Below are 18,264 nucleotides of genomic sequence, written 5' to 3'. Positions count from 1 at the left end.
ACAAGCGGCGCGAAACTGAGAGCGTGTGCCAAGGCCGATGATCGGGGAGCAGCCCTGAGCAGCCTCGCTTCCCGGGCGCGTCACAGCGTGCCCAGCAACTCCTCCGCTTCCTGCCGGTGCACGTAGTCGGCATCGGCAGCGGACCAGACTTCCAGCGCGGATTCCAGCAGTGGCCTCGCGCGCGCCGGGTCACCCTCGCCGATATGGATCTTGGCCAGCGTCAGCCTGGCGAAAGCGTAGGTAGGAAACACTTTCAGCACGCGCTCGAGTACGTCGCGTGCCTTCTCCGGCGCGCCGGCTTCGAGGTACAGCTCGGCGATACCGACGTACACCGATGACGAACTGAGGTTGCCGACCAGCACCTGCAGGATGGACCTGTCCAGCAGCTCCCGCGCCCGGTCGACTTCGCGGATGGCCGTCTCGAAATCTCCGTCCCAGATCGCGATCCTCGCGGACTCGGTGGCGATGAAGGACTTGAAGATTTCGGGGTACTGGCCCATCGACTGCCGGCTCATCGCCGCTCGTTCCCGGAACGCCTCACGATCGTCGGTGCGCGTGTGGATCTCCGTGTAGGTGAAGTTCATGAACGAGTCGAAGGGCGGCTGCAGCTGCGCGGAGATCGCGTCGGCGTTCGCGAGGGCTTCGTCGAACCGTCCGAGCAGCAGCAGCAGGCTGGAGCGCTGATTCTCCAGGTTGATCAGGCGCACCATCGGCGGCACGAAGGTCCTGCTGAGTTCGACGATCTCCGCGTGCAGCGCCAGCGCACGTTCGATCTGCCCGCGCACCAGCGCGATCTCCGTCTGGGCGCTCAGCACTTCGACCCGCTGTTCCGGGTTGAGCGAGTCGCTCAGCTGCGCGGCGAGACGCTGTTCCGCCTCGGCATAGTCGCCTCGTGCGGCCTCGATGCGTGCCAGCGCCAGCTCCGAGGCACGGGGGTCGTCCGCCAGCACCGCGGCATCCTCGAGCGATGCCTGGGCCTTGTCCAGCTCGCCGGCGGCCTGGTAGACGGCGGCCAGCTGCTGGTGCGCGCCGGCGCTGTCCGGCCGGCTCTCCAGGTATAGTCGCAGGTAATTCGCGGCTGCCTCGTAGTCGCCTCGCTGCTGCTCCAGGCCGGCCATCTGTCGATAGACGCCGAACGCCAGCGGGTCCAGCTCCAGCAGGCGGTCGTAGGCGGCGCGCGCTTTCGCCAGCCCCTCGTCGCCGCCCTGCAGCCGTGCCAGGCGTGCCTGCTGCTCGTAGGCCTTGGTGCTGTTCGGCTGCACCTCCGTCCACATGTCGAGCACCCGCAGTGCCCGTTCGTAGTCGCCGTCGAAGACGTAGCGGTTGGCTCTCAGCACGAACCGGCTGGTCTCCGAAAGTCGATAGCTGTTCCTGAGGCCCGCCGCCGCGGCGGACCGCGCGGATTCGATGTCACCCGCGAGGTAATAGGCGACCGAGAGTTGACCGCTCGCCTCCGCGAAATTCGGGTCTTCATCCAGCGCACCGCCGAGTTCCTCGATGCCCTGCTCGAAGTCGTTGTTCAGGCCGATCGCGACCAGGCCGGTGGTGTAGTGACGCAACGCCTCGAGCGAGTCGCTGAGATGCTGGGCTACCGGGTCGTCGCTGCGGTTCTCGCCCGGCGAGATGTCGAGGTAATTCAGCAGGGCTTCGCTGACGTCGTCGACGCCGGCCAGCCAGTCGTCGGCGGATACGGTGTGGGTGCCGATCTCGTCGCCGCTCTCGGCGTCGATCAGTGTGGCGGTGATGATCAGCGCGTCGCCGTCGGTCCTGAAACGGCCGGTGACGAACGCGGCGCTGCGGCGGTCTCTCACGATCTGCACCCGCAGTGCCGGCGGTTCGTCGCGCAGCGTTTCGTAGCCGCGGTCCCGGAGCTCGCTCTTCATCGAAGTCGAATCGAGCGGCGTCTCGACGGTGATCACCGGCGAGACCCGGTTCATGTCGTGGGAGAGCATGAAGGGCAGGCCGTAGCTCAGCCAGTCCAGATCGCTGTTGCCGGACTGATTCTCCCAGAAGAACGCGACGACCTCCCGGTGATAGCCCTGCCGGGCCACCTCGAATTCGCGGACGGCTCCGGTCTCGTCGGTGACCTGCACCGTCTCCGTCGCCGCCTCGACCAGCAGCGAAGGCCCCGTGAAGTAGAGTATGCCGAGGGCGACCGCCGCGTTCAGCGGGATGAACACCTGCTCGGTACGAGTCCAGCGGTCCTTGCCCGGCGCGCCGTGGTTGTACGCGAACAGGATGACCGCCGGCAGCATCACCAGCATGGCGATGAACACGTAGGACGTCAGGCTCGCGGGCAGAGCGGAACGCTCGGTGACCCAGTCGCCAAGCTCGATGACCAGCCACGACGCCGCGATGTACATGCCGACGATCTGCGGCACGCGCCGGTGCATCAGGTTGTGCAGTACCGATCCGTCGGCGGACATGGGCCGATCCCTCTCTCCCTGCGAGCGCAGAGTATAGCTTACGGGTGATTGCCGTCTGTACGCCGGCGGAGCTGCAGATCCGGGCCGGGGAACTCCACCAATGGGTGGGGCCGCCGCCGACCTAGATCCATCTTCGCACTCTTCGTTTGTACGCAAGATACGATTCGCCGAACTTCGCCTCCAGGTAGCGTTCCTCATGGCGAATGACGAGTGTATAGAGCGCCCACATGACAGCAGGAACCAGAACCAGGACCCACCAGTTTGCAAGGGCAATGCCGACGCCTGTGCACACCAGGGCCATTTGCAGGTACATGGGATTTCTCGTGAATCGGTAAGGACCGCGTTCCTCGATATGTGTCGTGGGCTTCCAGGGATTCTCGCTTTGACCTCCGCTGCGAAAGAGGACCACGGACCAGAGGCCGAGCAGGAGAACGCTGATCAGGGCGAGCGAGGCGCCGATTACGACACGGGCGGGTGATTCGATTGGGAAATACCCGGACAACGGAAAAATCCACTCCAGCAGAACGCCCAGGAAGATCGCGATCAGCGGTATTGCCGGTGGGAAGAAGGCGACTTCCGCAGCGTCCTCGCGATCATTCATGGTTTGAAGACTCCATGCGTCCCGCCTGACACCCGGTAATTCGTGCACTCAGACCTTCACGAGCCAGCGGCCTCGCCCCAGACCGCGAACTCGTTTCCGCTCGGCTCGGTGAAATGGAAGCGGCGTCCCCCAGGAAAGGAGAATATCGGCTTGACGATGCGACCGCCGGCCGCCTCCACCTTGTCCTGGGTCTCCTCCAGGCGCTCGCTGTAGAAGACGATCAGGGCGCTGCCGTTGTCCGTCGATGCAGCGGCGTCCGCCTCGTAGAAGCCACCATCGAGGCCCTGATCCGAGAACGATGCGTAGGTCGGGCCATAGTCCACGAACGACCAGCCGAACACTCGTTCGAAGAATGCCTTGGTGGCGGCCAGATCCCTGGTGGGAAACTCGACGTAGCTGATCTTCTCGTGTGCTGGCATGGCGATTGCCTCCCGGTATCTGCCTCGGTCGCTGAACAGGCCGCATCCCGTGCGGCGCGACCCACTCATACTCATCACGCAGATCGTTGTCCCCGGCGCTGATCGGAGTGCCGCGCGATCGTTCCCGTCACAGTTTACGATCCGTTCGGGCGCCTCGCCTGCCTTTTCATCCACCAGCGTCCTATTCCGACCAGGCTGATCATCACCCAGAACGCCTCGATGACGAATGCGGACAGATTGAAGTCGAAACACAACGAGATGATGACCAGCGCGGCGCCCAGTGCGTTCATCACCGAATAGGTGAGCGCCGTGCTGCTCAGCCGGTCGAGCTGCAGCAGGAGGTAGGCGAGGATGATCAGCGCGACGCCCGCATTGCCGATGAGATCGTGCCAGGCGTAACTCATAATTGGGGTCGGACCTGAAGGCCCTCCTACATGGTCTCCAGCCAGTCAGGTAATGACAGCCCTTTCGACTCCAGATACGCGCGGTTGAACAGTCGCTCGCGATAGCGCATGGCGCCGTCGCAGAGCACGGTCACGATGGTGTGGCCGGGCCCCAGTTCCCGCGCCATGGCCATCGCGCCGCCCACGTTGATGCCGCTGGAGCCGCCGAGCACCAGGCCTTCCTCGCGGATCATGTCGTAGACCAGCGGGATGGCCACATCGTCGGTGATGCGATAGGCCACGTCGATCTCGGCGCCTTCCAGATTGGCGGTGATGCGTGAGTTGCCGATGCCCTCGGTGATGGAGCTGCCCTCGATACGGATCTCGCCTTCGGTGTAATAGTGGTAGAGCCCGGAGCCGCCGGGATCGGCGAGGCCGATCTTCACCTCCGACTTGCATGCCTTGAGGTACTGGGCCACGCCGGCCAGCGTGCCGGCGGTGCCCACGGCGCAGATGAAGGCGTCCACCTCGCCGTCGGTCTGGTCCCAGATCTCCGGGCCGGTGGTCTCGGCGTGGAAGTCCCGATTGGCCGTGTTGTCGAACTGGTTCGGCCAGAAGGCGCTGCCGGGTTCCTTCGCGTTCATGTCGTCCGCCATCCGGCCGGAGACGTGGACGAAGTGGTTCGGGTTGCGGAAAGGCACGGCGGGGATCAGCCGGACATCGGCACCGTAGGCACGCAGCGCGTCGATCTTCTCTTTGCTCTGCGTGTCGGGCATGACGATGATGCTGGGATGGCCCAATGCGTTGCCGACCATGGCCAGGCCGATGCCGGTGTTGCCTGCGGTGCCCTCGATGATGGTGCCGCCGGGCTTGAGTTCACCCGTGGCCTGGGCGCGGCGCACCATGCCGAGCGCCGCCCGGTCCTTCACCGAGCCGCCCGGATTCATGAACTCGGCCTTGCCCAGGATCTCGCAGCCGGTGGCCTCGGATGCCCGGTTCAGCCGGATCAGCGGCGTGGTGCCGATGGCGTCGATGAGTTGCCGTGCGTCCACGTTGCCGTACTCCCTCAGTGTTCGGTGAGCGCTGCGAGCTGGTCGGCCTGATACTCCCGGGTGAGCGGGTCGATGACCTGATCCAGGCTGCCTTGCAACACTTCGTCCAGTTTATAGAGAGTCAGGTTGATGCGGTGGTCGGTCACCCGGCCCTGGGGGTAGTTATAGGTGCGGATGCGTTCGGAGCGGTCGCCGGAACCCACCAGCAGCTTGCGGGTCTCGGCGCGCTCGGTGGCCAGCGCCTCTTCCTCGGCGGCCACGAGCTTCGCCTGCAGCAGCGACAGCGCCCGCGCGCGGTTCTTGTGCTGGGAGCGCTCGTCCTGACACTCCACCACGATGGCGCTGGGCAGGTGCGTGATGCGCACGGCGGAGTCGGTCTTATTCACGTGCTGGCCGCCGGCGCCGGACGCCCGGTAGGTATCCACCCGCAGCTCCGAGGGATTGATGTCGATCTCGCCCACCTCCTCCGCCTCGGGCAGCACGGCGACCGTGCAGGCCGAGGTGTGGATGCGACCTTGCGACTCGGTCTCCGGCACCCGCTGCACCCGGTGCGCGCCGGACTCGAACTTCATCTGCGCGTAAACGTTGCGGCCGCTGACCTTGCAGATGATCTCCTTGTAGCCGCCGTGCTCGCCCTCGCTGGCGGAGAGCACCTCGACGCGCCAGCCCTTGTCCTCCGCGTAGCGGGAGTACATGCGGAAGAGATCGCCGGCGAAGATGGCCGCCTCGTCGCCGCCGGTGCCGGCGCGGATCTCGAGGTAGACGTCGCTCTCGTCTTTCGGGTCCTTGGGCACCAGGGCGAGTTCGAGTTCGCGCTCGAGGGTCTCGCGTTCGGCCTCCAGCCGCTCGATTTCCTCGCGGCCCATGGCCTGCATGTCGGCGTCGGCGTCCTTTGCCATCTCCTCCGCGGCGGCCAGGTCACCCACGAGTTCGCGATAGCGGCGGAACAGCGACATCACGGGCTCTAGCTGCGCGTACTCCTTGGAATAATCCCGGAAGCGGTCCTGCGCCGCGATGACGTCCGGGTCGGCGAGCAGGCCGGCGAGTTCCTCGAACCGGTCGGCGAGACCCTGGAGCTTTTGTTCGATGCTGTCTTTCACGGGGGGAGGGCCGTCGCTGCGGCCGGCCTCAGGATCGGTTCTTCTTGTCGTCGTTCAGGCCGAAGAGTTCCCGGGCCGAGAGCATGATGGCCTCGTCCGACTCTTCGCCGGCCTGGCGCAGCCGCTCGCTGGGCTTGTGCAGCATCTTGTTCATGAGCGTCGAGGCCAGGAATCGGAGCGCCGCCTCCGGGTCGCCGGAATTCGCCAGCCGGCGCATGGCCTGCTCGAGCACCTCGTGCTTCAGCTCCTCGCCGCGGCCGCGGATGGACTTGATGATGGGCACGGCGTCCAGCACCCGTTCGGCGTTGCGGAAGCGCTCCAGTTCGAACTCGATGATGCGCTCGGCCTCGTCGGCGGCCGCCTTCCTGCTCTGCAGGCCGTCGTTGATCACGCCCTGCAGGTCGTCGACGGTATAGAGGTAGACGTCCTCGAAGTTCGCGACCTCGGGCTCGATGTCCCGCGGCACGGCGATGTCGCAGGCGAAGATGGGCTTGCGCTTCCTGAGTTCCAGCGCACGCTTCATGTCGGCGGCGGAGATCAGCGGGTCGGGGCTCGCCGTGGAGGTGATCAATATGTCGGCCTCTGGCAGGGTGCCGGGCAGCTCGGAGAGCGGCAGGGCGAAACCGCCGAACTCGGCGGCGAGCGCGCGCGCTCGGGGCAGGCTGCGGTTGGCGATGAACAGGCGGCCGATGCCGTGGCTGTGCAGGTGGCGTGCGACCAGCTCGATGGTCTCGCCGGCGCCCACCAGCAGCGCCGTGTGCTTGTCGAAGCGGGAGAAGATCTGTCGGGCGAGCGATACGGCGGCATAGGCCACCGACACCGGGCTGGAGCCGATGGTGGTGTCGGTGCGCACCTTCTTCGCCACCGAGAAGGCGTGCTGGAACAGGCGGGTGAGCCGGGGACCGGCGCGGCCGTGGCCCTGGGCATGGCGGAACGCGTCCTTCAGCTGGCCGGTGATCTGGGGCTCGCCGAGGATGACCGAGTCCAACCCGCAGGCGACGCGGAACAGGTGCCGGGCGGCGGCGTCGTCCCGGGCCTGGAACAGGCATTCGGCGAGGCGGTCGTCCATGCCGTGGAAGTTGTGCAACCACTCGACGAGCCCGGTTTCGGCCTCGCTCTCCAGGTCGCAGACGATCTCCGTGCGGTTGCACGTGGAGACGATGACGTTCTCGTTGACGCCGGGCAGCGAACCCGATTCGTTGAGCGCATCGGGCAGCACGGTCTCGTCGAACACGATCCGCTCACGGATATCGACCGGGGCCGTGTTATGGTTAATGCCCAGGATGAAAAACGGCATCTGAAGGAATCAATAATTCGGATTGGTTCACGAAGCGCTTATGATAAGCGAACTGCCGGTGATCTGCCCGAAGCGGCCCACCGGGTCACCGACAGAGATTTCCGAATGCTAGACACACATATCCTCCCGCGTCGAGGCGGGGTCCCGGCCCTCGCCACGCTGCAGATTCTGTTGCTGGCCGCCTTTGCGGCGGGCTGCGCCGGCACCCCGCAACCGGCGCCCGAGTCGACCGACGGGCAGGATCGAACCTATCACATACTCATGGCCGAGATCGCCCTGCAGCGGGGCGAGAACGCCACGGGGGTCGAAGAATACCTGAAGGCGGCACAGGCCGGGGAGTCGGTAGAGACCGCAAGCCAGGCCACCCGCACGGCGTTCGACTACGGCTACGATCGCGTCGCCTACGAGGCCGCGCGGCGCTGGGTGGAGCTCGCGCCGGAGGACGCCGAGGCCCGGCGCTACGCCGGTCGGCTGGCGCTCCGGCACCAGCGCGTGGCAGAGGCGGCGCGGCACCTGAAAGAGGCTGCCGCCGCCGACGGCGCCGACGATGCCGCGTTCCGCGAGCTGGTCACCATACTGATGGAGGACGGCCACCCCGAGGACGCGTTCGCAGTGGCCGAGCGCCTCGCCGATGCCTACGACGACAATGCCTACGCCCAGGCCACCGCGGCGAGCGCGGCCCTGCGCACCGGCGCAGCGGCGACCGCGATCGCCTACGCCCGGCAGGCCCGGGATCTCGCGCCGGAGGAACCCCGCGCGACGTTGCTGCTGGCCCGTGCGCTGGAGGCGGATGAGCAGACCGAGGCGGCGCTGGAGACCGCCGCGCCGCTGGCCGATGCCGAAGACCTGGACCTGCGGCTGGATTACGCCCTGTTCCTCGCCGGCGCGGACCGGCCCGACGAGGCGCGCACCGTGGTGAACCGGGTGCTGCAGGACGAGCCCGGGCAGGCTGACGCCTGGCGGGCCACGGCGCTCATCAGTCTGCAGCAGGGCGACTACGATGCCGCCTGGACCGATTTCTCGGAACTGCTGAAGAGCGGGGAGAACACGCACGAGGCACTCTTTTATCTGGGCACGATCGCCGAGGAACGCGAGGACTGGCTGCAGGCCATGCGCCTGTACTCCCAGGTAGGCGAAGGCGGCCTGCAGCTCGCCGCCCAGCAGCGGGTGAGCGTGATCCTGACCCGTCTTGGCCAGGCGGACGGCGCGCTGTCCCAGCTGGAACGGTTCGCCCGGCGCAATCCTCGCCAGGCGCTGGACGTGCGCTTCACCGAAGCCCAGCTGCTCGAAGCCATGGAACGTTACGAGGAGGCGCTGGAAGCCTACGACGAGATCCTGGCGGCCAGGCCGCCCTCGCTCGGGCTGCTGCTGAGCCGCGCCGAGGTGGAACTCGCCCGCGGCGAGACGGACGCCGCCATCGAGGTCTATCGGGAGGCGCTGGCGCTGCGCCCGGACAGCGCGACGGCGCTGAACGCGCTGGGTTACACGCTGGCGGACCGCACCGACCGGCTGAAGGAGGCCCGCAAGCTGATCGAGCATGCCCTCGAGAAGGAGCCGGACAACGCGGCGATCATCGACAGCATGGGCTGGGTGCTGTTCCGCCAGGGCGAGCCGGCGGAGGCGTTGCCGTACCTGGAGCGGGCGTGGGACATGATCCGCGACCCGGAGGTGGCCGCCCACCTCGGCGAGACCCTCTGGGCGCTCGGCCGGCGGGAGGAGGCCCGCGAGATACTGCAGCAGGCGTACGACGAGTTCCCCGGCAGCGAACCGTTGCGCGACACGCTGCAGCGCCTGATGGAAGCGGCCGAGACCACCGCGAGCTGATCGCGCCATGCCCCGCCTGTCCGTACCGGCTGCGCTCGGCCTCCTGGCCCTGCTGCTGGCGGGCTGCGCCGCCCGGCCCACCCTGACCCTGCCGCCGCTGGAGAGCTGGGAGCAACGCGCGGCCGTGCTGGGCGCAGTGGATACGTGGCGTGCCGGCGGGCGCATTGCCGTGGTGGCCGGCGACCAGGCGGAGAGCGGCAGTCTCGACTGGCGCCAGGACGACGGTGAGGTCACGGTGTCCATCCGCGGCCCGCTCGGTGCCGGCGGCATCCGCCTGGAAGGCGGCCCGGACGGGCTGATCCTGACCGCCTCCGACGGCAGCACGGTGGCCCTGACCCGGCCGGAGGAGGAGCTGCGTCAGATCTACGGCTGGTCCATCCCGGTGGCGAGCCTGTCGTGGTGGCTGCGGGGGCTGCCGGACCCGGCCCGCCCCGCGGACACCGAGGTGGCGCCGGAGGGTTGGCTGACCCGGCTGGGGCAGGCCGGCTGGCAGGTGGAGTATCCGGACTACCGCGCCGCCGCCGGGGTGATGCTGCCGTACCGGATACGGGCGCGCAGCGCGGATATCCGCCTGACCATCGTGGTGAAAGAGTGGAATTTCGGGCCCGGCGCGGTGCGTTGAGGCGTCGCGTTGACACCCCCGGGGAGGCTCGGGACAATGCGCGCGTCGGCGCGGCCGGCGGCGGTCTCCGCCCTCGGGCCGCGCCGCAGGGCCCCCGTCGGGGGCGGCGGTCGGGTTTCTGGGGTGTAGCCAAGCGGTAAGGCAACGGGTTTTGATCCCGTGATTCGCAGGTTCGAATCCTGCCACCCCAGCCATCGTCGCCGGGCATAGAGGCAGTGGGCCCGTCAATAAGAGCAATAACAAAGAGTCACGGACGGGCCAAGGGAGGATTCGGTGGATATTCGCAGCATGGCGCTGTTCTCCGGGAACGCGCATCCCCAGCTGACGGCAGATATCGCCCGTCATCTCCGCATACCGCTGGCGAAGGCCCACGTGGGCAAGTTCTCCGACGGCGAGACCAGCGTGGAGATACTCGAGAACATCCGCGGCCGGGACACCTTCATCGTCCAGCCCACCTGTCCGCCCTCCAACGACAACCTCATGGAACTGCTGGTGATGGTGGACGCCTGCCACCGCGCGTCGGCGTCGCGCATCACCGCGGTCATCCCGTATTACGGCTACGCTCGCCAGGACCGCCGGCCCCGCGCCTCGCGGGTGCCCATCACCGCGAAGCTGGTGGCCAAGCTCATCGCCACCTCGGGCGTGGACCGGGTGCTGACCGTGGACCTGCACGCCGATCAGATCCAGGGCTTCTTCGACATTCCCGTGGACAACGTCTACGCCTCCCCCATCCTGCTCGGCGACGCCTGGAAGCAGAAATACCCCAACAAGGTGGTGGTCTCGCCGGATGTCGGCGGCGTGGTCCGGGCCCGGGCGCTGGCCAAGCGGCTGGACGACACGGATCTCGCCATCATCGACAAACGCCGGCCGCGCGCGAACGTGGCGGAGGTGATGAACATCATCGGCAACGTCGATGGCAAGACCTGCGTGCTGATCGACGACCTGGTGGACACCGCCGGCACGCTGTGCCAGGCCGCCTCCGTGCTGAAGGAGAAGGGCGCCGTGCGCGTGGTCGCCTACATCACCCACCCGGTACTCTCCGGCCCTGCGGTGGAACGCATCTCCAACTCGGAACTGGACGAGATGGTGGTGACCGATACCATCCCGCTCTCCGAGGAAGCCACCGCCTGCACCCGTATCCGCCAGCTTTCCACGGCGGAGCTCCTGGCCGAGACCATCCGCCGCATCAGCGACGAGGAATCGGTGAGCTCGCTCTACCTCGACTAGCCGCGTAGGAGGGCCTTCAGGCCCGACCGGCCCTTCTGACCGCAGCGTCCTTTTGTCTTCGTAGGCCCGCCATCGGCCGGACCGGGCTCCGGGGGACACTCAGTGTGGGAGGGTCTTTAGACCCGATCGATCGCGGCTGAACCCGCTCCTAACATTGTCTATTGGCTCCAGTCGGCCCGGACGACCCCCGCAGCCCGCCCCGGCCGCTGACGGGCCCGTAGCCGAAAGGTCTGGCACCCATCAGCCACCGTATCTGACGGGCAGTTCCTCCACGCCACCGGGAGCACGGCCGTCATGCGGGGGTATCCATCGCCGCGACCTTTTGTCGGGAGCAAGATGGATACCCCCGCAGGGCGGCCAGGAAAGAAAGGAATCGGGCCTGAAGGCCCTCCCACAGTCGGATCGGGCCTGAAGGCCCTCCTACACAAAGCTCGCGTTTTCCAGTATTATTCGCGCCCCCTCGTGGAGGGGTCCGCCGGCGGGCCTGGTCGCAAGGCTCTCCGGCGAATTTTCATCCGACCGGAGAAAGCTCATGAACGAAGAGTACGATCTGGTTGCGGAGTACCGGGAAGACCAGGGAAAAGGTGCGAGCCGCCGCCTGCGTCGCGAAGGTAAGCTCCCCGCAATCGTATATGGCGGCGACCGGCCGCCGAGGGCCATCACCCTGGACCATGACAAGGTCCTGCAGCAGTCCGAGAGCGAGCGTTTCTACTCGAGCGTGCTGACCGTCAAGGTGGGTGACAAGGCTCAGGAAGTCATCCTCAAGGACATCCAGCGCCACCCGGCCAAGAACAAGATCCTGCATCTGGATCTCCAGCGCATCGTCGCCGGCGAGGCCATCCGTATGAACGTCCCGATCCACTACATGGGCGAGGAGCAGGCACCGGGCGTCAAGCTCGAGGGCGGCGTGCTGTTCCGCCAGTACAACGAGGTCGAGGTCAGCTGTCTGCCGAAGGACCTGCCCGAGTACATCGAAGTGGACGTCAGCGAACTCGGCATGGACGAACTCCTGCACCTGTCGGACATCAAGGTGCCCGAGGGCGTCGAGATCGTCGAGCTGGCCCAGGAAGATGCCGAGGATCAGGTGATCGTCTCCATCCACATGCCGCGTCAGGTCATCGAGGAAGAGGAAGGCGAGGAAGCCGAGGAGCCGGAGGCGGGCGAAGTGCCCCGCGTCGGCGAAGAGGAAGAGGGCGAGGACGAAGACGAGTCTTCGAAGGAAGACTGATCCGCTCACTTCGTGCCGACGAAAAAGGCCGCCGCGTGCGGCCTTTTTCTTGTGCGCAGGGGGAATCGCGCTAACATGCCGAAGCCATGGAATATCCTCCCGTGAAGGCGATCGTCGGCCTGGGTAACCCGGGCGACCGTTATGCAGACACCCGCCACAACGCGGGCTTCTGGTTCGTCGACGAACTGGTCCGGCGCCACGGCGGCAGTTTCGCTTATCACAAGCGCTTCGATGCCGAGGTCTGCCGCGTGCGGGTGGACGGCGGCGAGCTGTGGCTGGTGAAGCCGCATTCCTACATGAACCGCAGCGGCGGGCCCGTGCGCGCCTTCATGGATTATTACCGGATGAAGCCCGGCGAGATCCTGGTGGCCCACGACGAACTGGACCATCCGCCCGGTACCGTGCGGCTGAAGGAAGGCGGCGGGCACGGTGGCCACAACGGTCTCCGGGACGTCTCGCGGCACATCGGTCCGGAGTACCCGCGGCTGCGCATAGGCGTCGGCCACCCGGGGCAGCGGGACGAGGTCACCGACTACGTGCTGCGGCGCGCGCCCGCCGGCGAGGAACGGCTGATCCGAGAGGCCGTCGACCGGGCCGCAGGCGTGATGCCGGTGCTGCTCGAAAAGGGCATGCAGCAGGCGATGAACCGGCTGCACACGAAGCCTGCTGACGAGCCCGCGAAGAAGCCTGCGGGTGCCGGCGATGAGCGATCTGAGTGACTATTGCCAGGGCCCGCGCGTGCTGCGTCTGCACGGTGGCGTGCAGCACTATGCCTGGGGCAGCATGGATTTCATCCCCGACCTGATCGGCCAGGTCAACGCAGACGGCGAGCCGTACGCCGAGCTCTGGCTGGGTGCCCATCCGGAGCGGCCCTCCGAGGTGGAACTGGGCTCCGGCACCCTCGGGCTCGACCGCCTGGTGGCCGCCTGCCCCGGCCGGGTGCTCGGCGAGGCCGCGGCGCGCCGTTACGGGGAGCTGCCCTATCTGTTCAAGGTCCTCTCCGCGGCGGTGCCGCTGTCCATCCAGGCGCATCCCACGCGGGAGCAGGCCGAGGAGGGCTACGCCCGCGAGGAGGCCTCCGGGATTCCCCTCTCGGCGCCCCATCGCAACTTCAAGGACACGAACCACAAGCCGGAGGCCCTGGTGGCCCTGACGGAGTTCTTCGCGCTGCGGGGTTTCCGGCCGCTGGCCGAGATCGCAGCGCTGCCACGAGAGGTGCCGGAGTTCGCGCCCCTCTTCGCGGAGTTCGAACCCACGCCAGCGGGGCTGCAGGCGCTCTACCGCCGGCTGATGACCGCCGGACAGGGCGTGGTGGACGCCGCGCTGGCGCCGCTGGTGAAGCGGCTGCGTCGCGAGGCTCCGTCCGACCCAGGGGAGCTTGGCTATTGGACGCTGGAGGCGGATCGGCAGTTCTCCCGGGACGGCCACCACGACCGGGGCCTGTTCTCGGTGTGGCTGCTGAACCTGATGCGGCTCTCCCCCGGCGACGGCATCTACTTGCCGGCCGGCAACCTGCATGCCTACCTGCGCGGCACCGGCATGGAGCTCATGGCCAATTCAAACAACGTGCTGCGCGGCGGGCTGACGCCGAAGCACGTGGACGTGGACGAGTTGCTGGACGTGGTCACCTTCGACGGCGGCGAGGCGGAGGTGATCCGCGGCGAACGGCACGACGTGGAAACGGTCTATCGCACGCCCGCCGAGGAGTTCGAACTCCGCCGCATCGACCTGCCGTCAGGCGGTGAGTGGCACGCCGGGCGCGCACACGGCGCGGACATCCTGATCGTGACCGCCGCGGACGCCGATCTCACCGTCGAGAGCGGCGGCAGATTGTTCGGACTCGCCCGGGGCGAGAGTCTGTTCGCACCGGCCGGCGTGCCGTATTCGCTGCGGACCGGGGCGCCGGCCACCGTGTTCCGTGCGACCGTACCCGGCGGCTAGTGGCTGACGAGCGGATGAGGGGCAAAAGGCCGGCGGCCGGCGGGCAGGACTGAGCCCGCCCTGCCGGGCGCCTTCACGCGCGTGAAATGGTCGCGGGTGAGCTAGCCGGGCGTGAACGTGTTGACCACGTCGCCCGCGGAGACGCTGCCGTCGCGACCGAGAAACTCCTCCTCCACCATGCGCGTCAGCAGTGCCGGATCGGCCGGCGTGTTGGCGATGAACCGGGCTCCGCCGTTATCCAGCCGGCCGATTACGATGCCGCGCTCGGCGCCCTTCCGGCCGAACACCACCGTATAGGTCTCGATGGTGCCCCTGCCTTCGGGCCTGTGCTCACGCGCCGGACTCTCCATCGCATCGATCTCCTGCTGCAGTGGGGCGGCGTCCGGCCGCTGCCAGGCGCCCTCGAACGGCCGGGCGGAGTAGATGCCGATGGAGTGCTTGGTAAGATAGCCGCCGTTGCCGTTCACCAGCGCGTACTCGCCCGGCTTGTCGCGGCAGCGCGTCCAGGCTTCGGCGATGGCGTGCATGGTGTAGTTGTTGCCGGGGCCGCCGAAGTAGGGCAGGCCGCCGGTGAGGGTGAGGGCGCGCGAGTCGTCCTCGGCGACGCCGAGCGCCTCGGCCGCCGCTTCCACCGCGGACGGAAAGCAGCTGTAGAGATCGAGATAGCGGATGTCGTCTATGCCGATGCCGGCCATCGCCAGCGCTTCCGTGCCCGCCAGCCGCATCGCGGGTGAGCTGTGGTAATTGATCCGTTCGCCCACCAGCAGCTTGTCGCGCAGGTCGGCGCAGCCGTGCAGGTAGACGCGGTTGTCCTCCGGGATGCCGAGCTCGTCGGCCTTGCCGGCGGAGGTGAGCACCAGCGCCGCGCCCTGGTCGACGCCGTCGCGGGCGTTCATCAGTAACGTGTACGGGAAGCCGATGAAGGGGTTCTCGGCGGACGGCGTGGCGATTTCCTCGGCGCTGCGCCGGCGCGGAAAGTAGGCGTAGGGGTTCTCGGCGGCCACGGCGGTGAACGGGCTCAGCAGCCGTCCCATGGCGGCCAGGTGATCACGGATGCTGTGCCCGCGCCGGCCGCGGATGGCCTGCTCGAAGAGGGGATAGGTCTGTACCGGGAAGCCGATGCCGTGAGCGAGTTCGCGCGGGTCCACAAACATGACGCCGAAGCCCTTGTCGTCCAGGTGGCCCTCCACCTCGTCCTGCCAGTTCAGGGTGAGGCCGGCCCGGCGCGCCGCCTTCTCGGTGGCGACCGCCTCGCCGCCGGCGAGCAGTACGGCGTCCGCCTCGCCGCTGGCGATCATTCCGGCGTATTCGTTGACGTAGCGCTGAGGCACGTCGCCGCCCGCCTCGGAATAGACGGCGCGATGGGGGTTGGCGCCGATGTCCCGGGCCAGGCTGCGGGGCGGATTCGTGGCGCGGCCGTAGTCGTGACTGCGCCGGGGCGTGGAGTCGGAGAAAGTGCGGGTGACGGCGATGGTATCCAGGGCGGCGGCCAGATCGCCCTTCGCAGCCGCGGCGGCGATGGCGGTGCGGGCCGCCTCGGCGGCGATACCCATGGGCGGCAGGGCGTCCTCGGGAGCCACGTCCTTCTGGGTGTACTGGCCGGCGCCGACGATGACCGGGGTTCTGTCCTGGGGCACTGTCTGCTCTCGCTCGTTCCGGAACGAGCGCAATGTTAGCGCATCGTCTCGCGGCTGCCACCGGCTCCGCGGCTGAAAAGCAGTGGCCCGGGCGGTATGATCGGACTAACCGAGGGGTTAAATGCCGATGCAGGGGAACGGTGCCGCTGGCACCCGCCGCAACAGGAGAGAACTCATGAGCGCCGTCGCAGATCAGATCCGTGCCAAGACGTCCGAGCCCACCCGTGACGACATGCTCGCGGTCCTGGAGAAACAACGCCGCGCCTTCCTGGAGGAGGGATTCGTTCCCGTCGAGACCCGTATCGATCGGTTGAACCGGGCCATCGATCTGGTGATCGATAACAAGGATGACCTGGTCGCCGCGATGGACACGGATTTCGGCGGCCGGCCGCGGCCGCTGTCCATGATGACCGACATCATGTCGTCGGTCAGCGCGCTGAAGCATGCGCGCAAGCACGTGAAGAAGTGGATGAAGCCGGAGAAGCGGAAGCTGGACTTCCCGCTGCCGCTGCTGGGTGCCAAGGCTCGGGTGCATTTCCAGCCGAAGGGCGTGGTGGGCTGCATCAGTCCGTGGAACTTCCCGGTGAATCTGACCTTCATGCCGCTGGCCGGCATGTTTGCTGCCGGCAACCGGGTGATGGTGAAGCCGTCGGAGTTCACGGAGCGCACCTCGGCCCTCATGGCGGAGCTGGCCGCGAAGTATTTCGACGAGAGCGAGCTCGCCTTTTTCCTCGGCGGGCCCGAGGTGGGCAAGGCGTTCTCCACGCTGCCCTTCGATCACCTGAAATTCACCGGCGCCACGGAGGTGGGCCGCCATGTGATGGCGGCCGCAGCGAAGAACCTCACGCCCGTTACGCTGGAGCTCGGCGGCAAGTCGCCGGTGATCATCTCGAAGACGGCGGACATCCGCCAGGCGGCCGAGAATGTGATGCTCGGCAAGCTGATGAACGCCGGGCAGATCTGCCTGGCGCCGGACTACATCCTGGTGCAGGAGTCGCGGCACGACGAGCTGCTGAAGACGATGCAGGAGGTGGCCGTCGACATGTATCCGAAGATACTCGCGAACGACGAGTACACGTCGGTGATCAACGAGCGGCACCACACCCGGCTGCAGGGTTACGTGTCGGACGCGAAAGAGAAGGGTGCGAAGATCGTGGAGCTGAATCCCGCCGGTGAGGACTTCGCGCACCAGCAGGGTAGCCACAAGATCCCGCCGATGTTCATCGAGCAGGTCAGCGACGACATGGCGGTGATGAAGAACGAGATCTTCGGTCCGCTGCTGCCGCTGATGACGTATGGGGGGATCGACGAGGCCATCGACTACGTGAACGATCACCCGCGACCGCTGGCGCTGTACTACTTCGGCACCGACAGGGACGAGGAGCGCGAGGTGCTGGAGCGCACGACGTCGGGCGGCGTGACGCTGAACGACGTGATCTGGCACGTGGGGCACGAGGACCTGCCCTTCGGCGGCGTGGGTCCGAGCGGCATGGGCGCGTACCACGGGATCGACGGCTTCCGGGAGTTCAGCCATCGCAAGGCGGTGTACCGCCAGGCGAAGGTGAGCGTCGCGAAGCTCATCGGCATCCGCCCGCCCTACGGCGACACGCTGCAAAAAACCCTGAAACGCGAAATCAAGAAGTAGAGGGTGCCGGACCGAACTTTTGCAACTTTTCCAACTTATTCTGGAAAGGCGTTTAGCTCGCCGGACAACGGTCCGGCTTCAAAGAAACGCAAGAAAGTTGCAAAAGTTCGGTCCGGCACCTATTCCTATTCCAGGCGGGCGGCTATGGTTTCCAGGCGGCGGGTGATCGCCTCCAGGTCTGCGTGGCCGGACGGTTTTTCGCCGACGCGCGCGATGCCTTGCCAGACCATGTGCATGAGGCGCTGGACGTTCCTCGCGATCTCCACCAGGTCGTCGGCCGCGTGCCCCCGCAGCAGATAGGTGCGGCACGAGTACTCCAGGGCGCCGTAGAAGAGATCGCGGATGTTCCAGATGGGGATGTCCTTGCGAATCTCGCCCCGGTTCATACCCTCCCGGATGACGTGGTCGAACACCGCCACGTAGGTCTTGTTGAACTGCAGATACCCTGAGCTCTCGTACTCCGACATCTGCCGGTAGGTCGCCATCGCCAGCTCGATGATGCGCCACTCCGACAGGCAGCTGATCATGTGATGCCGCGCCAGGAACTCGAGCTGCTTGCGTGTATCGGAGAGCCCGTGCACGCCCTCCTCCGCACTCGCCGTCAGCCGTTCGTAGAACGTGCCCACCACCGCGTGCAGCAACGCTTCCTTGTTCTTGAAGTAGAGGTAGATCGTGCCCTCGGCGACCGCCGCGCGCCGGGCGATTTCCGCGATGCGCGCGCCGTCGAAGCCGTGCTCGCGGAACACCTCGTGGGCCGCGGCGATGATGGCCTCTTCGCGCGCCTCCACCCGCTCGCGGCGCGTTCTCGGTTCGGCATTACTCATGCTCGTTTCCCGGCTATAAATGCCATAATGAACTTGAC

At 67.0% G+C, this 18,264-nt stretch carries 16 protein-coding genes and 1 tRNA gene; 8 read left to right on the top strand and 9 right to left on the bottom strand.

Annotation, left to right across the window (positions count from 1 at the left end):
* Positions 1 to 80: 80 nt before the first annotated feature.
* The 7 genes from ACJMKZ_RS14915 to hemA form a co-directional block, all read right to left on the bottom strand.
* Positions 81 to 2,426 (bottom strand): tetratricopeptide repeat protein, encoded by a 2,346-nt coding sequence (locus ACJMKZ_RS14915; RefSeq protein ID WP_405233995.1) that lies wholly within the window; start codon positions 2,424 to 2,426, stop codon positions 81 to 83.
* Positions 2,427 to 2,547: 121 nt separating this feature from the next.
* Positions 2,548 to 3,027: a methyltransferase family protein gene (locus tag ACJMKZ_RS14910; RefSeq protein WP_405233994.1), complete on the bottom strand. Its 480-nt coding sequence runs from the start codon at positions 3,025 to 3,027 to the stop codon at positions 2,548 to 2,550.
* Between the two features lie 56 nt (positions 3,028 to 3,083).
* Positions 3,084 to 3,446: a VOC family protein gene (locus tag ACJMKZ_RS14905; RefSeq protein WP_405233993.1), complete on the bottom strand. Its 363-nt coding sequence runs from the start codon at positions 3,444 to 3,446 to the stop codon at positions 3,084 to 3,086.
* Positions 3,447 to 3,580: 134 nt separating this feature from the next.
* Complete coding sequence (locus ACJMKZ_RS14900) at positions 3,581 to 3,850, bottom strand: CBU_0592 family membrane protein (RefSeq protein WP_405233992.1); 270 nt, start codon at positions 3,848 to 3,850, stop codon at positions 3,581 to 3,583.
* A gap of 26 nt (positions 3,851 to 3,876) precedes the next feature.
* Positions 3,877 to 4,881, bottom strand: a complete 1,005-nt coding sequence (locus ACJMKZ_RS14895) for a cysteine synthase A (protein ID WP_405233991.1) — start codon at positions 4,879 to 4,881, stop codon at positions 3,877 to 3,879.
* Positions 4,882 to 4,895: 14 nt separating this feature from the next.
* A complete protein-coding gene (gene prfA / locus ACJMKZ_RS14890; protein WP_405233990.1) occupies positions 4,896 to 5,981 on the bottom strand; it encodes a peptide chain release factor 1 in 1,086 nt (361 codons plus the stop codon).
* Between the two features lie 28 nt (positions 5,982 to 6,009).
* Complete coding sequence (hemA, locus tag ACJMKZ_RS14885; RefSeq protein WP_405233989.1) at positions 6,010 to 7,278, bottom strand: glutamyl-tRNA reductase; 1,269 nt, start codon at positions 7,276 to 7,278, stop codon at positions 6,010 to 6,012.
* Positions 7,279 to 7,383: 105 nt separating this feature from the next.
* Between hemA and ACJMKZ_RS14880 the strand changes: the two genes are divergently transcribed.
* From ACJMKZ_RS14880 to manA, 7 genes are all read left to right on the top strand, one after another.
* Positions 7,384 to 9,102 carry a tetratricopeptide repeat protein gene (locus tag ACJMKZ_RS14880; RefSeq protein ID WP_405233988.1) on the top strand — a complete coding sequence of 573 codons (1,719 nt, stop codon included), beginning with the start codon at positions 7,384 to 7,386 and terminating at the stop codon, positions 9,100 to 9,102.
* A 7-nt stretch (positions 9,103 to 9,109) separates the two neighbouring features.
* Entirely contained in the window at positions 9,110 to 9,724 is a 615-nt protein-coding gene (gene lolB, locus ACJMKZ_RS14875) for a lipoprotein insertase outer membrane protein LolB (RefSeq protein ID WP_405233987.1), read from the top strand.
* A 119-nt stretch (positions 9,725 to 9,843) separates the two neighbouring features.
* Positions 9,844 to 9,918, top strand: a tRNA-Gln gene (locus tag ACJMKZ_RS14870).
* Between the two features lie 94 nt (positions 9,919 to 10,012).
* Positions 10,013 to 10,951 (top strand): ribose-phosphate diphosphokinase, encoded by a 939-nt coding sequence (locus tag ACJMKZ_RS14865; RefSeq protein ID WP_405234175.1) that lies wholly within the window; start codon positions 10,013 to 10,015, stop codon positions 10,949 to 10,951.
* A gap of 532 nt (positions 10,952 to 11,483) precedes the next feature.
* The gene (locus ACJMKZ_RS14860) at positions 11,484 to 12,179 is read left to right on the top strand and encodes a 50S ribosomal protein L25/general stress protein Ctc (protein WP_405233986.1); all 696 of its coding nucleotides are present in this window, start codon (positions 11,484 to 11,486) and stop codon (positions 12,177 to 12,179) included.
* Between the two features lie 86 nt (positions 12,180 to 12,265).
* Positions 12,266 to 12,898, top strand: coding sequence for an aminoacyl-tRNA hydrolase (gene pth / locus ACJMKZ_RS14855; RefSeq protein WP_405233985.1), 633 nt, complete (start codon positions 12,266 to 12,268; stop codon positions 12,896 to 12,898).
* Positions 12,882 to 14,120: a mannose-6-phosphate isomerase, class I gene (manA, locus tag ACJMKZ_RS14850; RefSeq protein ID WP_405233984.1), complete on the top strand. Its 1,239-nt coding sequence runs from the start codon at positions 12,882 to 12,884 to the stop codon at positions 14,118 to 14,120. Before pth ends, manA begins: the two co-directional genes overlap by 17 nt.
* A gap of 101 nt (positions 14,121 to 14,221) precedes the next feature.
* On the opposite strand, the gene ACJMKZ_RS14845 is transcribed toward manA, so the two are convergent.
* Entirely contained in the window at positions 14,222 to 15,757 is a 1,536-nt protein-coding gene (locus ACJMKZ_RS14845; protein WP_405233983.1) for an acetyl-CoA acetyltransferase, read from the bottom strand.
* 175 nt (positions 15,758 to 15,932) lie between these two features.
* On the opposite strand from ACJMKZ_RS14845, the gene ACJMKZ_RS14840 reads away from it, so the two are divergent.
* Positions 15,933 to 17,402, top strand: a complete 1,470-nt coding sequence (locus ACJMKZ_RS14840; protein ID WP_405233982.1) for a coniferyl aldehyde dehydrogenase — start codon at positions 15,933 to 15,935, stop codon at positions 17,400 to 17,402.
* A 125-nt stretch (positions 17,403 to 17,527) separates the two neighbouring features.
* Here the strand turns inward: ACJMKZ_RS14840 and ACJMKZ_RS14835 are convergent, their stop codons facing one another.
* Positions 17,528 to 18,226, bottom strand: coding sequence for a TetR/AcrR family transcriptional regulator (locus tag ACJMKZ_RS14835; RefSeq protein ID WP_405233981.1), 699 nt, complete (start codon positions 18,224 to 18,226; stop codon positions 17,528 to 17,530).
* Between the last annotated feature and the right edge of the window lie 38 nt (positions 18,227 to 18,264).

This window comes from Lentisalinibacter salinarum (genome assembly GCF_040706555.1).
GTDB lineage: Bacteria > Pseudomonadota > Gammaproteobacteria > Steroidobacterales > Woeseiaceae > Lentisalinibacter > Lentisalinibacter salinarum.
The sequence above is the reverse complement of the archived record's forward strand: the minus strand, read 5'-3'. Positions and strand labels throughout refer to the sequence as shown.

Coding starts and splice junctions, on each gene's coding strand:
- manA (WP_405233984.1), top strand. CDS start 12,882: ATGAGCGATCTGAGTGACTATTGCCAGGGCCCGCGCGTGCTGCGTCTG.
- ACJMKZ_RS14905 (WP_405233993.1), bottom strand. CDS start 3,446: ATGCCAGCACACGAGAAGATCAGCTACGTCGAGTTTCCCACCAGGGAT.
- ACJMKZ_RS14900 (WP_405233992.1), bottom strand. CDS start 3,850: ATGAGTTACGCCTGGCACGATCTCATCGGCAATGCGGGCGTCGCGCTG.
- lolB (WP_405233987.1), top strand. CDS start 9,110: ATGCCCCGCCTGTCCGTACCGGCTGCGCTCGGCCTCCTGGCCCTGCTG.
- hemA (WP_405233989.1), bottom strand. CDS start 7,278: ATGCCGTTTTTCATCCTGGGCATTAACCATAACACGGCCCCGGTCGAT.
- ACJMKZ_RS14840 (WP_405233982.1), top strand. CDS start 15,933: ATGAGCGCCGTCGCAGATCAGATCCGTGCCAAGACGTCCGAGCCCACC.
- pth (WP_405233985.1), top strand. CDS start 12,266: ATGGAATATCCTCCCGTGAAGGCGATCGTCGGCCTGGGTAACCCGGGC.
- ACJMKZ_RS14835 (WP_405233981.1), bottom strand. CDS start 18,226: ATGAGTAATGCCGAACCGAGAACGCGCCGCGAGCGGGTGGAGGCGCGC.
- ACJMKZ_RS14915 (WP_405233995.1), bottom strand. CDS start 2,426: ATGTCCGCCGACGGATCGGTACTGCACAACCTGATGCACCGGCGCGTG.
- ACJMKZ_RS14910 (WP_405233994.1), bottom strand. CDS start 3,027: ATGAATGATCGCGAGGACGCTGCGGAAGTCGCCTTCTTCCCACCGGCA.
- ACJMKZ_RS14860 (WP_405233986.1), top strand. CDS start 11,484: ATGAACGAAGAGTACGATCTGGTTGCGGAGTACCGGGAAGACCAGGGA.
- ACJMKZ_RS14865 (WP_405234175.1), top strand. CDS start 10,013: ATGGCGCTGTTCTCCGGGAACGCGCATCCCCAGCTGACGGCAGATATC.
- ACJMKZ_RS14880 (WP_405233988.1), top strand. CDS start 7,384: ATGCTAGACACACATATCCTCCCGCGTCGAGGCGGGGTCCCGGCCCTC.